The organism is Geodermatophilus poikilotrophus, from assembly GCF_900111455.1.
GTDB classification, from domain to species: domain Bacteria; phylum Actinomycetota; class Actinomycetes; order Mycobacteriales; family Geodermatophilaceae; genus Geodermatophilus; species Geodermatophilus poikilotrophus.
In genome coordinates this window covers 231,605-245,295 of record NZ_FOIE01000008.1, presented here as the reverse complement: position 1 = coordinate 245,295, position 13,691 = coordinate 231,605, and the positions used below count along the sequence as shown (strand labels likewise).

Annotated in this window: 15 protein-coding genes; 11 read left to right on the top strand and 4 right to left on the bottom strand. The window is 76.5% G+C overall.

The annotated features are described in order from the left end of the window. Positions 1-207 (bottom strand): hypothetical protein, encoded by a 207-nt coding sequence (locus BMW27_RS18740; RefSeq protein ID WP_091446749.1) that lies wholly within the window; start codon positions 205-207, stop codon positions 1-3. A gap of 47 nt (positions 208-254) precedes the next feature. On the opposite strand from BMW27_RS18740, the gene BMW27_RS18735 reads away from it, so the two are divergent. Both BMW27_RS18735 and BMW27_RS18730 read left to right on the top strand, forming a co-directional pair. Next, positions 255-758, top strand: a complete 504-nt coding sequence (locus tag BMW27_RS18735) for an Lrp/AsnC family transcriptional regulator (RefSeq protein WP_245743702.1) — start codon at positions 255-257, stop codon at positions 756-758. Then, positions 742-1,056 carry a DUF4229 domain-containing protein gene (locus BMW27_RS18730; RefSeq protein WP_091446746.1) on the top strand — a complete coding sequence of 105 codons (315 nt, stop codon included), beginning with the start codon at positions 742-744 and terminating at the stop codon, positions 1,054-1,056. Before BMW27_RS18735 ends, BMW27_RS18730 begins: the two co-directional genes overlap by 17 nt. Positions 1,057-1,125: 69 nt before the next feature. On the opposite strand, the gene BMW27_RS18725 is transcribed toward BMW27_RS18730, so the two are convergent. Then, positions 1,126-1,998, bottom strand: coding sequence for a 1,4-dihydroxy-2-naphthoate polyprenyltransferase (locus BMW27_RS18725; protein ID WP_091446743.1), 873 nt, complete (start codon positions 1,996-1,998; stop codon positions 1,126-1,128). Positions 1,999-2,000: 2 nt separating this feature from the next. Continuing rightward, positions 2,001-3,161, bottom strand: coding sequence for an o-succinylbenzoate--CoA ligase (gene menE, locus BMW27_RS18720; RefSeq protein ID WP_091446742.1), 1,161 nt, complete (start codon positions 3,159-3,161; stop codon positions 2,001-2,003). Positions 3,162-3,202: 41 nt separating this feature from the next. On the opposite strand from menE, the gene BMW27_RS18715 reads away from it, so the two are divergent. Together BMW27_RS18715 and menD are read left to right on the top strand one after the other, a co-directional pair. After that, positions 3,203-4,138: an o-succinylbenzoate synthase gene (locus BMW27_RS18715; protein ID WP_091446741.1), complete on the top strand. Its 936-nt coding sequence runs from the start codon at positions 3,203-3,205 to the stop codon at positions 4,136-4,138. Then, positions 4,135-5,814, top strand: a complete 1,680-nt coding sequence (gene menD, locus BMW27_RS18710; RefSeq protein ID WP_091447122.1) for a 2-succinyl-5-enolpyruvyl-6-hydroxy-3-cyclohexene-1-carboxylic-acid synthase — start codon at positions 4,135-4,137, stop codon at positions 5,812-5,814. The genes BMW27_RS18715 and menD overlap by 4 nt, the downstream gene beginning before the upstream one ends. Positions 5,815-6,011: 197 nt before the next feature. On the opposite strand, the gene BMW27_RS18705 is transcribed toward menD, so the two are convergent. Then, entirely contained in the window at positions 6,012-7,286 is a 1,275-nt protein-coding gene (locus tag BMW27_RS18705; RefSeq protein WP_175486564.1) for an isochorismate synthase, read from the bottom strand. Positions 7,287-7,321: 35 nt separating this feature from the next. Between BMW27_RS18705 and BMW27_RS18700 the strand changes: the two genes are divergently transcribed. The 7 genes from BMW27_RS18700 (at position 7,322) to nuoE (ending at position 13,690) form a co-directional block, all read left to right on the top strand. Next, positions 7,322-8,047: a demethylmenaquinone methyltransferase gene (locus tag BMW27_RS18700; RefSeq protein WP_091446740.1), complete on the top strand. Its 726-nt coding sequence runs from the start codon at positions 7,322-7,324 to the stop codon at positions 8,045-8,047. Positions 8,048-8,208: 161 nt separating this feature from the next. Further along, positions 8,209-9,468 (top strand): geranylgeranyl reductase family protein, encoded by a 1,260-nt coding sequence (locus BMW27_RS18695; RefSeq protein WP_091446739.1) that lies wholly within the window; start codon positions 8,209-8,211, stop codon positions 9,466-9,468. 45 nt (positions 9,469-9,513) lie between these two features. Next, positions 9,514-9,876 (top strand): NADH-quinone oxidoreductase subunit A, encoded by a 363-nt coding sequence (locus BMW27_RS18690; protein ID WP_091446737.1) that lies wholly within the window; start codon positions 9,514-9,516, stop codon positions 9,874-9,876. 10 nt (positions 9,877-9,886) lie between these two features. Further along, positions 9,887-10,567, top strand: a complete 681-nt coding sequence (locus BMW27_RS18685; RefSeq protein WP_091446734.1) for a NuoB/complex I 20 kDa subunit family protein — start codon at positions 9,887-9,889, stop codon at positions 10,565-10,567. After that, a complete protein-coding gene (locus tag BMW27_RS18680; RefSeq protein WP_091446732.1) occupies positions 10,564-11,301 on the top strand; it encodes an NADH-quinone oxidoreductase subunit C in 738 nt (245 codons plus the stop codon). The genes BMW27_RS18685 and BMW27_RS18680 overlap by 4 nt, the downstream gene beginning before the upstream one ends. Next, positions 11,298-12,629 (top strand): NADH-quinone oxidoreductase subunit D, encoded by a 1,332-nt coding sequence (locus BMW27_RS18675; protein WP_091446724.1) that lies wholly within the window; start codon positions 11,298-11,300, stop codon positions 12,627-12,629. Before BMW27_RS18680 ends, BMW27_RS18675 begins: the two co-directional genes overlap by 4 nt. Beyond that, positions 12,626-13,690 carry an NADH-quinone oxidoreductase subunit NuoE gene (gene nuoE / locus BMW27_RS18670; protein WP_091446723.1) on the top strand — a complete coding sequence of 355 codons (1,065 nt, stop codon included), beginning with the start codon at positions 12,626-12,628 and terminating at the stop codon, positions 13,688-13,690. Before BMW27_RS18675 ends, nuoE begins: the two co-directional genes overlap by 4 nt. Position 13,691 lies beyond the last annotated feature (1 nt).

Here is a 13,691-nt window from a genome sequence, read left to right as displayed (position 1 = left end):
TCAGGCGGGGGAGCCGTCGTCGCGCCGGGTGCGGCGCTCCAGCTCGCGCAGGAACTCCGGGTCGTCGTCCGGTGCCACCGGGCGGGCGGCGCGCTGCGGCCGGGGCGGCTTCGGGGCGCGGACCCCGCCGGGACCGCCCTTCTCCGCCGCGCGCAGCACCAGCACCACCACGGCGATCGCCACCACCAGCACCACCACGAAGGCCATGGCGGCCCACCCCCTCGCCGATCGAGCCCGACTGCTCTCCACAGTACGTGCGCGGGCGATACTCGACCGCACACCCAGCGCGGCACCTGCGGGAGGGACACGCCATCGACGCCGTCGACCAGCAGCTGATCGACCTGCTGCGCGCCAACGGCCGGGCGAGCTACGCCGAGCTCGCGCGGCGGGTCGGTCTCTCCTCCCCGGCGGTGCACGAGCGGGTCGGCAAGCTGGAGGCGGCCGGGGTCGTCACCGGCTACCGGGCGGTCGTGGACCCGGCGGCGGTGGGCCTGGGCGTCACCGCGCTGGTGGGCGTCATCGAGAGCGACTCGGTCGACGAGACCGGCATCGAGGAGGCGCTGGCCGCGATGCCCGAGGTCGAGGACTGCTGGCGGGTCGCCGGCAGCGAGGGCTACGTGCTCAAGGTCCGGGTGACCGACATCGCGGCACTGGAGACCACCATCAGCGCGTTGAACCGGGTCAGAGGCGTCGCCCGCACGCGGACGACGGTCGTGCTCAGCACCAAGTGGGAGGGTCGCCATGGCGGAGAGGGCTGAGCCGGCGGTGCCGGGCGCGCCGACCGGAGGGCCGGCGGCGCCGCCCAGGATCGCGCCCTGGCTGGCGGTGTACACGGTCGGCCGGCTGGCCATCGCCGCCGCGCTGGTCCTGCTGCTGTGGGTGCTGGGCCTGGACTTCTGGTCCGGCGCGCTGTTCGGGCTGCTGCTGTCGATGCCGGTCTCGTACCTGCTGCTGCGCTCCTCGCGCGAGCGGCTCACCGAGGCCCTGGCCGCGCGCAGCGTCGCCCGTCAGCAGGCGAAGGCCGCGCGCGAGGCCCGACTCACCGGCGACGGGTGAAGGACCCCGCTGGCCCCGTCCAGAGGCTCGCCGCGAGCTTGCGAGCGGTGAGGAGGACGGGGTCCTCCTTCAGCCGCTGAGGGCCAGCCCGGCGCCCAGCAGCACCCCGGTCACCAGGGTGAGCAGACCGGTGCCCTGCAGCGCCGCGATCAACGCGGGGCCGCGCCCGCCGGAGAGCACGGTGCGCACGGGCGGCACGGCCAGCGGGACGGCGAGCAGCGCCAGCAGGGCCCAGGGCCGCGCCACGCCGATCGCGACGACCACCGCGAACGCCACCGCCGGCAGCGCCGCGAACGCGATCCGGGTGCCGCGGTCGCCGAGCAGCACGGCCAGCGTGCGCTTGCCGACGGCGGCGTCGCCCTCGATGTCGCGCAGGTTGTTCACCACCAGCAGCGCCACCGACAGCAGGCCGATCGGCACCGCGGCCGCGACGGCCAGCCCGTCGACCGAGCCGGTCTGCACGAACGTCGTCCCCACGACGGCGACCAGGCCGAAGAAGACGAAGACGAACACCTCGCCCAACGCCAGGTAGCCGTAGGGGAGCGGGCCGCCGGTGTAGGTCCAGGCGGCGGCGATGCAGGCCGCGCCGACCCCGACCAGCCACCAGCTCGACAGCGCCGCCAGGGCCAGCCCGGCCACCGCTGCGACCGCGAAGGAGGCCAGCGCTGCGCCCAGCACCTGCCGCGGGGTCGCCGCGCCCGAGCCGACCAGCCGCATCGGGCCCACCCGGACGGCGTCGCTGCCGCGCACCCCGTCGGAGTAGTCGTTGGCGTAGTTGACCGCCACCTGCAGCGCGAGGGCGACCAGCAGGGCCAGCAGCGCGGTCAGCGGCCGGAAGCCGTCGAGGGCCGCGGCGGTGCCGGTGCCCACGAGCACGGGGGCGAGGGCCGCGGGCAGCGTGCGCGGGCGGGCGCCGGCCAGCCACTGGGCGGGGGTGGCCACGGTCAGGACCTCTCGTCGGGGATCGCGGCGGCGACACCGCGGCGGTCGGGCTTGCCGGTGTGCAGGGCCGGGACGGCGGCGATGCGGTGCAGCTCCCGCGGTGCGGCCGGCCCGCCCAGCCGCGCGGTGACCCAGCGGCGCAGCGCGGCGAGGTCCGGCTCCGCGCCCGGTGCCGGCACCACCGCGGCAACCACCCGCTGGCCCCACTCGTCGTCCGGCCGGCCGAAGACGACGGCGTCGGCGACGTCCGGGTGCTGGCGCAGCACGGCCTCGACGGCCTGGGGCGCGACGTTGACCCCGCCGGTGACCACGACGTCGTCCAGCCGGCCGTGCACGGCCAGCCGGCCGGCGTCGTCGAGGGCCCCGGCGTCGCGGGTGCGGAACCAGCCGCCGGCGAACGCGGCCGCGGTGCCCCCGGGGTCGAGTCGGTAGCCGGTCGCGAGCACCGGCCCGGCGAGCTCGATGCCCACACCGCCGGGTCCTGCGGCGTCCCCGCCGTCGGCGACGCGCACCCGCACGCCGTCCAGCGGCTCGCCGTCGTACACGCAGCCGCCGGCGGTCTCGGTCATCCCGTAGGTGGTCACGACGGCGACGCCCGCGTCGCGGGCGCCGGCCAGCAGGCCTGCGTCGGTGGCCGCGCCGCCGACGAGCACCGCGTCGAACGCGCGCAGCGCGGCGGGCTCGGCGTCGAGGTACCGGCGCAGCTGGGTGGGCACCAGCGCGGTGTAGCGCCGGCCGGCCGGCATGCGGGCGACGGCGGCGGCCAGCGGCTCCCCGGAGGCGAGCACGGTCGGGTCGGTGCCGCCCAGGATCGAGCGGCAGAGCACCTGCAGGCCGGCGATCGCCGAGACCGGCAGCGCGAGCAGCCAGGCGCCCGGCCCCCCGAGCCGGCGCAGCGTGGCCTCGCCCGACGCGCGCACCGCGGCCGCCGGCAGCAGCACGCCGCGGCCGCCGCCGGTCGAGCCGGAGGTGACGACGACGAGGTCCGCGCCGTCCTCCAGGGGCACCTCGGGGCGCAGCACGGCCAGCGCAGCCCTGACGGCGGGCGGCGGGCCGGCGGGCAGGACGGCGAGCGGCGTCGTGCCGTCCAGGGCGGCGCGCAGGTCGGGGAGGAGCGCGAGAGGGTCGGCCGGCGCCGGCACGAGTGTGAGGTGCCTGGGCACGAGGTCCGAGGCTACTGCGCGCCCGAACTACGCTTGCTGACGTGATCGACACCGACGGGGCGCAGGTCTGGTCGGTGCCGATGCGGACCCGGTTCCGCGGCATCGACGTCCGCGACGGGGTGCTGGTGGAGGGCCCGGCGGGCTGGGGGGAGTTCTCCCCGTTCTGGGACTACGACGTCGCCGAGAGCCGCCGCTGGTGGGCCGCGGCGGTCGAGGCGGCCTGCGACGGGTGGCCGGCGCCGGTGCGGGACGCCGTGCCGGTGAACGTCACCGTGCCCGCCGTCGACCCCGGGCGGGCGCACGCGATCGTGACCGCCTCCGGCTGCCGGACGGCGAAGGTCAAGGTCGCCGAGCCGGGCCAGGCGCCGGCCGACGACCTGGCCCGCGTCGAGGCGGTGCGCGACGCCCTCGGCCCGGACGGCGCGATCCGGGTCGACGCGAACGCCGCCTGGGACGTCGACACCGCCGCCGCGCGCATCCGCGTGCTCGACCGGGTCGGCCTGGAGTACGTCGAGCAGCCCTGCGCGTCGCTGGCGGAGCTGGCCGCCCTGCGCCGCCGGGTCGACGTCCGGGTCGCCGCTGACGAGGTCGTCCGGCGTTCGGCCGACCCGCTGCGGGTGGACCTGCGCGAGGCGGCGGACGTCGTCGTCCTCAAGGTGCAGCCGCTCGGCGGGGTCCGGGCGGCGCTCGAGGTGGCCTGGGCGCACGGCCTGCCGTGCGTCGTCTCCTCGGCGCTGGAGTCCTCGGTGGGCATCGCCGCCGGCGTGGCCCTGGCCGCCGCGCTGCCCGAGCTGCCGTTCGCCTGCGGGCTGGCCACCGTCGCGCTGCTGGACGGGGACGTCACCGGCGACCCGCTGCTGCCGGTGGACGGTGCGCTCCCGGTGCGTGCCGTCACGCCCGACCGGCTGGCCGACGTCGCCGCCGGCCCGGAGGTCGAGGCGCGGTGGCTGGCGCGGCTGCACGCGGTGCGCGGGTGAACCCCTCCACCGCCCTCGCCCGGGTGCTCGTCGACGAGCTGGTCCGCGGCGGGGTCACCGACGCCGTGGTGGCGCCCGGCTCCCGCTCGGCGCCGGTCGCGCTGGCGCTGGCCGACGCCGAGCGGGACGGCCGGCTGACGCTGCACGTGCGCATCGACGAGCGGACGGCGGCCTTCCTCGCGCTCGGCCTGGCCAAGGCGTCCGGGCGGCCGGTGCCGGTGCTCACCACATCGGGGACGGCGACCGCGCACCTGCACGCCGCGGTGCTGGAGGCCGACGCCGCGGGGGTGCCGCTGCTGGCGCTGACCGCCGACCGGCCGCCGGAGCTGCGCGGCACCGGCGCCAACCAGACCATCGCCCAGCCCGGTCTCTACGGCGGGGCGGTGCGGGCGGCGGTCGACGTCGGCGTGCCCGAGGCCGGCCGCGAGCAGGCGCAGAACCGGTACTGGCGCTCGCTGGTGGCCAAGGCGCTGCTGACCGCCCGCGGCGGGCTCTCCGGCGACCCGGGGCCGGTGCACCTCAACCTCTCGTTCCGCGAGCCGCTGCTTCCCGAGGACGCCGACGTGCGGACCACCGGCCCGTGGTCCGGCCGGCCGGACGGTTCCCCGTGGACAGACGGCTCGCTGCCCGCACCACCCCGGCCGGCCGACACCGGCCCGCAGCGCACCCTCGTCGTCGTCGGTGACGCGCCGCCGGCGCTGGGCCGGGCAGCGGCCGAGCTGGCCGGCGCGCAGGGCTGGCCGGTGGTCGCCGAGCCGTCGAGCGGTGCGTGGGCGGCGTCCGTGCGCGGCGGTGCGCTGCTGCTCGGGGTGCCCGGCTGGCTGGCCGACCACCGGCCCGACCGGGTGCTGGTCGTGGGCCGGCCGACGCTGTCCCGGCCGGTGTCGGCGCTGCTCGCCGACCCCGCCGTCCGGGTGGAGACCGTGTCCGCCGCCCCGCACTGGCCCGACGCCGGCCGCTCGACGACCTGGGTGGGCGGGCTGCCGGCCGCCGGCGCCCCGGCCGGTGCGGCGTGGCGGGCGGCGTGGTGCGCGGCCGCCGGCCGGCTGGGGACGGCGGTCGACGGCGTCCTCGATGCACTGCCCGGGCTGACCGCCGGGATGCTCGCCCGCGACCTGGTCGCCGCCCTGCCCGACGGTGCGCTGCTGGTGCTCGGCTCCTCGACCCCGGTGCGCGACGTCGACCGGCTGGCCGTCCCGCGCCCGGAGCTCACCGTGCTGGCCAACCGCGGCGTCGCCGGCATCGACGGGACGGTCTCCACCGCGGTCGGCGCGGCCCGCGTGCACGGCGACCGGGCGTTCGCGCTGCTCGGCGACCTCACCTTCCTGCACGACCTGCAGGGCCTGCTGGTGGGGGAGGGCGAACCCCGGCCGGACCTCACCCTCGTCGTCCCGGACAACGACGGCGGCGGCATCTTCGCCCAGCTCGAGCCCGGGCAGCCGCGGTACGAGGCCGGCTACCGGCGGGTGTTCGGCACGCCGCACGGCCGCGACCTGGTCGCCGTCGCGGAGGCGCTCGGCTGGCCGGCCGAGCGGGTGTCGTCGTCGGCCGACCTCCGGGACGCCGTCGCCGCGGGCGGACCCCGGGTGGTCGTCGTCCGCACCGACCAGCGCGCCGAGGCGGAGCTGGCGACCCGGCTGCGCTCGGCCGCCGCCGAGGCGCTGGGCGGAGCCTGAGCGCCTCGCCGCAGCCGGCCGTCGACCCGGGCGGCATCGAGACCCACGACGGCTCCGGACGTGGCGGTTGCACCACCGCCCAGCAGGTCCTCGTCCGCGGGTGGTCGTGCTCTGCCCACGGTGCTGGGCAGAGCACGACCCTCCGGGGAGGAGGTCGTCGCCTGCGGAGTTGGCACGCCCGTGCGGACGAGCCCGGCTCAGCTCTCCAGCGCGGCCTGGAAGGCGGCGAACTTCGCCTGGGTCTCGGCCAGCTCGGCGGCCGGGTCGGAGCCGGCGACGATGCCGCAGCCGGCGAACAGGCGCGCCGAGGCCGGGTCCCGGTCGGACAGCTCCGCGCAGCGCAGCGCCAGGCCGAACTCGCCGTCCCCGCGGGCGTCCACCCAGCCGACCGGGCCGGCGTAGCGGCCGCGGTCCATGCCCTCCAGCTCGCCGATCAGCGCGGCGGCGGCGTCGGTCGGGGTGCCGCAGACCGCGGCCGTCGGGTGCACCGCGCCGACCAGCTCGAGCAGGCCGGCGGAGCCGCGGGCACCGGCCCGGCGCTGGACGCCGGTGACGTCGGTGGCCAGGTGCCGCACGTTGGCCAGCGTCAGCAGCTCGGGCTCGCCGGGCGCGGTGAGCGCCGTGCAGTAGGGGTCCAGCGCGCGCACCAGCGACTCCACCGCGAGGGCGTGCTCGGCGCGGTCCTTGGCCGAGGCGAGCAGGCCGGCGGCCAGCCGCTCGTCGTCGGCGCCGGCGCCGCGGGGGGCGGTCCCGGCGAGCACCCGCGAGGACAGCTGCCGGCCGGTCCGGCGCAGCAGCAGCTCCGGCGTCGCGCCCAGCAGGCCGTCGACGGCGAAGGTCCAGCAGTCGGGGAAGCGGGCGGCGAGCCGGGCGAGCAGCGCGCGGGGGGCCAGCGGTGCGTCAGCGGTGACCAGCAGGTCACGGGCCAGCACCACCTTGGCCAGCTCGCCGGCGTCGATCCGCTCGACGGCCGCGGCCACCGTCGCGCACCACGAGGCGGGGTCCAGCGCGCCGTCGGCGTAGCGCAGCCGCCCCGGCGCGGACGGCGCGGTCCTGGGTGCGGCGGACAGCACGTCGGCGGGGTCGGCGTCCCCGCTGGTGGTCACCCAGGCCAGGCCGTCCCGCCGGCCGACGACGACCTCGGGGACGACGAACACCGACGTCCCGGCGGCCGGGTCGAAGGCGATGCTGGCGAACACGACCGGCCCGGAACCGGGCACCCCGGCCCGGTCGTCGACGTCCAGACCGGCGCTGTGGGCCTCCCACCACGCGGCCGCCTCGGCCAGGGCCCGCGGGCCGGTGACCTCCAGCCGGGCAGCCTCGCCCCAGCCGACCAGGCCCTCCCCGCGGCGCACCCAGGACAGGGCGCCGGCGGCCGGCAGCAGGTCGAGCAGAGCGGGGGGCTCGAGCAGCGGGGTGGTCGTGACGACGGGCGTGACCGCACCGGGGGTGGTCACTGCTGCCACGCTCACCAGCCCAGGGTAGGCAGCCCGGTAGCGTCGCCGTCGTGGGAGACCGGCGAGACAGCGCACACACCGCCGGGGTCCGGGCCGGTCTGGACAAGCGGCCGGCCGACGTCGCGGCCATGTTCGACCGGGTCGCGGAGCGCTACGACGTCACCAACACGGTCCTCTCCGGCGGCCTCGACGCCTCCTGGCGGCGGGCCACCCGCGAGGCCCTGGGCGCCCACCCGGGCCAGACCGTGCTCGACGTCGCCGCCGGGACGGCGGTCTCCACCGTCGAGCTGTCCGCCGGCGGCGTGCACGCCATCGCCTGCGACTTCTCCCAGGGGATGCTGCGCGCGGGCGCGGCCCGGCCGGTGCCCAAGGTGGCCGGCGACGCCATGGCCCTGCCGCTGGCCGACGAGAGCGTCGACGGCGTGGTCATCTCCTTCGGCCTGCGCAACGTCGCCGACCCCGACGCCGCGCTGCGCGAGTTCACCCGGGTCACCCGCCCCGGCGGCACGCTGGTGGTCTGCGAGTTCTCCAGCCCCACCTGGGCGCCCTTCCGCACCGTCTACACCGAGTACCTGATGCGGGCGCTGCCGCGCATAGCGCGCGCGGTCAGCAGCAACCCCGACGCCTACGTCTACCTGGCCGAGTCGATCCGGGCCTGGCCCGACCAGCCGGCGCTGGCCGCCCGGCTGCAGGGTGCCGGCTGGGCCGACGTCGCCTGGCGCGACCTCACCGGCGGCATCGTGGCGCTGCACCGCGGCCGCAAGCCGCTCGGCTGAGCGCCTCCCGCCTGGTACGGGTGGGACGAGACGGAACCGTGACGTACCAATCGCAGGTGCCCACTTGTCACCGAGCTCACACCCCGGCCTAGAGTGGGGACCGGGCCGCCTTGTGAAGCAATTCACAAAGTGGCCGGTGAACTCGAACGGAGGGGGCCGAGGTGGACGACGGCGACCGGCGGGCCGACGTGCTCGTCGTCGGCGCCGGCCCGGCGGGCTCCTCGGCCGCGTGGCACCTCGCCCGGGCCGGCCTCGACGTCGCCGTCCTGGAGAAGGCCCGGCTGCCCCGCGAGAAGGTCTGCGGCGACGGGCTGACCCCGCGCGGGGTCAAGGCGCTCGACGACATGGGGGTCGACACCACCGGCTGGGTCCGCCACAAGGGCCTGCGGGTCACCGGCGGCGGCCAGGTGGTCGAGGTCGACTGGCCGGTCCTGGACCGCTGGCCGTCGTACGGCCTGATCCGCGGTCGCCGCGACCTCGACGCCGGGCTGGCCGACCACGCCGTCGCGGCCGGCGCCCGGCTGGTGCAGGAGGTCACGGTCACCGGCCCGCTGCTGGACGACGCCGGCCGGGTCGCCGGGGTGCACGCCGAGGAGGGCCCGGACCGGACGCCGGCCACCTGGCGCGCGCCGCTGGTCGTCTCCGCCGAGGGGCTCTCCGGGCGGCTGGCCAAGGCGCTGGGCCTGCTGCGACGGGAGGACCGGCCGCTCGGCGTCGCCGTCCGCCGGTACGTCTCGTCCCCGCGCACGGACGACCAGTACCTCGACATCTCCTTCGACCTGTCCACCGGTGGCCCGAGCGCGGACTCGATGCCCGGCTACGGCTGGGCGTTCGGCATGGGCGACGGCACCAGCAACGTCGGCTTCGGCCTGCTCGACACCCGCCGCGGCACCGGCGCCGAGCCGCGGGCGGTGCTGCGCGGGTGGCTGGCCACCCTGCCGGCCGAGTGGCAGCTCGGCGAGGAGCACGCGGTCACCCCGCTGCGCGGTGCGGGCCTGCCGATGGCGCTGCACCGCGGGCCGGCCTACACCCGCGGGCTGCTCCTGGCCGGCGACGCCGCGGGCACCGTCAACCCGTTCAACGGCGAGGGCATCAGCTACGCGCTGGAGACCGGCCGGATGGCCGCCGAGACCGCCGTGGCGGGCCTGGCCGCGCCCGAGGGGGTCGCGCGCGAGGCGGTGCTGCGCCGGTACCCGGCCCGGCTGCGCGAGGAGTACGGGCGCCACCACCGGCTGGGCACCGGGTTCCTGGCGCTGCTGGCCCGGCCGGACCTGGTCCGGTTCGCCACCGCGCACGGCCTGAAGCGGCCGTCGCTGGTGGCCCGGGCGCTGCGGCTGATGGGCAACCTCTCCGACGGCCGGGACGGCGACCGGTTCGACCGCGCCGTCGCCGTCCTGACCCGCCTGGCCCCGGCGGTCTGACGTGACCGCTCCCGACCCGACCCCCGACGGCGAGAGGTAGACGCTGTGCTCTCGGTGTACGTGCCGATCGTCGGCCTGTTCGCGCTGGCCGCGGCGTTCGCGCTGTTCTCGGTGGCGGTCGCGCCGTTCGTCGGCCCCCGCCGGTACAACCGGGCGAAGCTGGCCGCCTACGAGTGCGGCATCGAGCCGGTGGACCAGCCGCTGACCGGCGGCCGTTTCCCGGTCAAGTACTACCTCACGGCGATGATCTTCATCGTCTTCGACATCGAGATCGTCTTCCTCTACCCGTGGGCCGTCGCCAACGACGCGCTGGGCGTCTTCGGGCTGGTCGAGATGGTCGTCTTCATCGGCACCGTGTTCATCGCCTACGTCTACGTGTGGCGACGCGGCGGCCTGGACTGGGACTGAGAGGCCTCTGATGGGACTCGAGGAGAAACTGCCGAGCGGCGTCCTGCTGACCTCGGTGGAGAAGCTGGTCAACTGGACCCGCAAGTCGTCGCTGTGGCCGGCCACCTTCGGGCTGGCCTGCTGCGCGATCGAGATGATGGCCACCGGCGCCGGCCGCTACGACCTGGCCCGCTTCGGCATGGAGGTCTTCCGGGCCTCCCCGCGGCAGGCCGACCTGATGATCGTCGCCGGGCGGGTCAGCCAGAAGATGGCCCCGGTCCTGCGCCAGATCTACGACCAGATGCCCGAGCCCCGCTGGGTGCTGGCGATGGGCGTGTGCGCGAGCTCCGGCGGGATGTTCAACAACTACGCGATCGTGCAGGGCGTCGACCACGTCGTCCCGGTGGACATGTACCTGCCCGGGTGCCCGCCGCGGCCGGAGATGCTCACCGACGCGATCCTCAAGCTGCACCACAAGATCATGCACGAGCCGCTGGGTCCGAGGCGGGCCCGTGAGCTCGAGCAGGCGCGGGCCGAGGGCCGGGCGCAGGAGCTGTACGTCGAGATGCCGTCCAGCGTCCGGGCCGACAAGGCGGCGCGGGCGGCCTACGAGCGCGCGGCGGCCGACCGGCGCACCGGCCAGTTCGCCATCGAGCAGCGCGGCGGCGACGCCGTCCTGCTGCCCGAGCCGTACGTGCGGGGGAACCGGTGACCGGCCCGGGCGACCGCAGCGGCACGGACGCCGAGCAGGGCGCCACCGCCCCCGGCGGCGGGTTCCGCAAGGGCGCGTTCGGGGTCAGCGGCAGCGGCGACACCTCCGGCTTCGGCGGGCTGGTCCGCGTCGAGCCCGGCGGCGCGGTCGCGCTGCACTCCACCGAGCGGCCCTACGGCGGGTACTTCGACGAGGTCACCGACGCGCTGATCGACGCCGTCGGCCAGGCCACCTACGACGCCGCCGTGCAGCGGGTGCTGGCCGACCGCGGCGAGATCACCTACTTCGTCGCCCGCGAGCACCTGCTCACCCTGGTGCGGGCCCTGCGCGACGACGAGGCGCTGCGCTTCGAGCTGTGCAGCAGCGTCTCCGGCGTCGACTACCTGGACAGCGGCGGCCCCGCGGCAGGTCCCGGCCGGCCCCGGTTGCACGTCGTCCTGCACCTGACCTCGATGACCTACCGGCGGCGGATCCGGCTGGAGGTCGCGGTGACCGCCGAGGACCCGCACGTCCCCTCGGTCACGTCCGTCTACCCGACGGCGGACTGGCACGAGCGGGAGACGTGGGACATGTTCGGCGTCGTCTTCGACGGCCACCCGGCGCTGACCCGGATCCTCATGCCCGACGACTGGGACGGCCACCCCCAGCGCAAGGACTACCCGCTCGGCGGCGTGCCGGTGGAGTACCACGACGCCACGATCCCGCCCCCCGACACCCGGCGGAGCTACCGATGAGCACCACCTACAACCCCACCGACCCGTACGCCGGCTCCCGGGAGACCACCGAGGGCCGCGTCTACACCGTCACCGGCGGTGACTGGGACCAGACGCTCGGCGCGGAGGCCTACGGCGAGGAGCGCCTCGTCGTCAACATGGGCCCGCAGCACCCCTCCACCCACGGCGTCCTGCGGCTCGTCCTCGACCTCGAGGGCGAGACGGTCACCAAGGCGCGGGTGGTGATCGGCTACCTGCACACCGGCATCGAGAAGAACACCGAGTACCGCAACTGGACGCAGGGGACGACGTTCGTCACGCGGATGGACTACCTGTCCCCGCTGTACAACGAGGCCGGGTACTGCCTGGCCGTCGAGAAGCTGCTGGGCATCGAGGCGCCGCAGCGCGCGCGGACGATCCGCGTGCTGGTCATGGAGCTCAACCGGATCGCCTCGCACCTGGTCGCGCTGGCCACCTTCGGCATGGAGATGGGCGCGCTCACCGGGATGACCAACGGCTTCCGCGAGCGGGAACTGGTCCTGGACCTGCTCGAGGAGATCACCGGGCTGCGGATGAACCACGCCTACATCCGCCCCGGCGGGCTGGCGCAGGACCTCCCGCCCGGCGCGGTCGAGCACATCCGGGAGTTCCTGCAGGTCATGCCGGACCGGGTCGCCGACTTCCACAAGCTGCTCACCGGCCAGCCGATCTGGCAGGCCCGGCTCAAGGACGCCGGCTACCTCGACGTCACCGGCTGCGTGGCGATGGGTGTCACCGGGCCGGTGCTGCGCGCCGCCGGGCTGCCGTGGGACCTGCGCAAGGTCGAGCCCTACCTGGGCTACGAGACCTACGACTTCGAGGTGCCGACCGCCGACACCTGCGACGCCTGGGGCCGCTACCTGGTCCGCATGGCCGAGGTGAACGAGTCGCTGAAGATCATCGAGCAGGCCCTGGACCGGCTGGAGCCGGGGCCGGTCATGGTCGAGGACAAGAAGATCGCCTGGCCGGCCCAGCTGTCGCTGGGGCCCGACGGCATGGGCAACTCCCTGGAGCACGTCAAGCACATCATGGGGCAGTCGATGGAGGCCCTGATCCACCACTTCAAGCTGGTCACCGAGGGCTTCCGGGTGCCGGCCGGCCAGGTCTACGTGCCCATCGAGTCACCCCGCGGCGAGCTGGGCTACCACGTGGTCAGCGACGGCGGCACCAGACCGTGGCGGGTGCACGTGCGCGACCCCAGTTTCGTCAACCTGCAGGCCACGGCGGCGATGAGCGAGGGCGGCATGATCGCCGACGTCATCGCGGCCATCGCCTCCCTGGACCCGGTGATGGGCGGGTGCGACCGATGAGCGCCCTCCCCGGGAGCGCCGAGGGGACGGCGGTCACCGGGCTGGACTCCAGCCCGGTCGAGCCCGCCGCCGCGGACCTGCCGCCGCTGACCGAGCAGGTCCGGCTGGAGGCGCGGGAGATCATCGCCCGCTACCCGCAGCCCCGTTCCGCGCTGCTGCCGATGCTGCACCTGGTCCAGAGCCACCAGGGCTACGTCACCCCCGAGGGCGTCGCGCTGTGCGCCGAGGAGCTGGGGCTGACCAAGGCCGAGGTGGGCGCGGTCGCGACCTTCTACACGATGTACAAGCGCCGCCCCACCGGCCGGCACCTGGTCAGCGTCTGCACCAACACGCTGTGCGCCGTCCTGGGCGGGCAGCGGATCTTCGACGCGCTCTCCCGCGACCTCGGCGTCCACCACGACGAGACCGCCGCCGACGGCTCGGTCACCCTCGAGCACGCCGAGTGCCTGGCCGCCTGCGACTACGCGCCGGTGGTCACCGTCGACTACGAGTTCTACGACCAGCAGGACGTCGACAGCGCCCGCGAACTGGTCGCGGCGCTCCGCCGTGGCGAGAAGCCGCACCCCACCCGCGGGGCGCCGCTGACCGACTTCCGCGGCGTCTCCCGCCAGCTGGCCGGCTTCGACCAGTACGGCGGCGAGGCCGCCCGGGCAGCCGCGGTCGACGCCGAGGGCGCGATCGGCCCGACGCTGGCCGGGCTGCGGCTGGCCGCGGAGCGCGGTGAGTCCGCCCCGCCGATGCCCGGGCCCGCGCGGCCGCCGGCCGACACCGCAGGAGGACCCCGTCCTGCCCACCCCTCGCAGGCTCAGGGCGGGGCCCGGGACGGGGCCGGCGAGACGGTGCGGCCCTCGGGCCGCACCGGCGAGACGCCGGAGGAGGAGGCCGCCGACGCCCGCGTCGCGGCCGCGGACAACCCCGCCGAGCGGGCCGGCGCCGCGCAGGCGCACCCCGACAAGGGCGCCGAGTACGGGCAGCCGCGGGGCCGGCAGCACGCCGGCACCGAGACCCCACCCGCCACCGAGCCCGCCACCGGCACCACCCCGACCGACGGGAAGGCGTGAC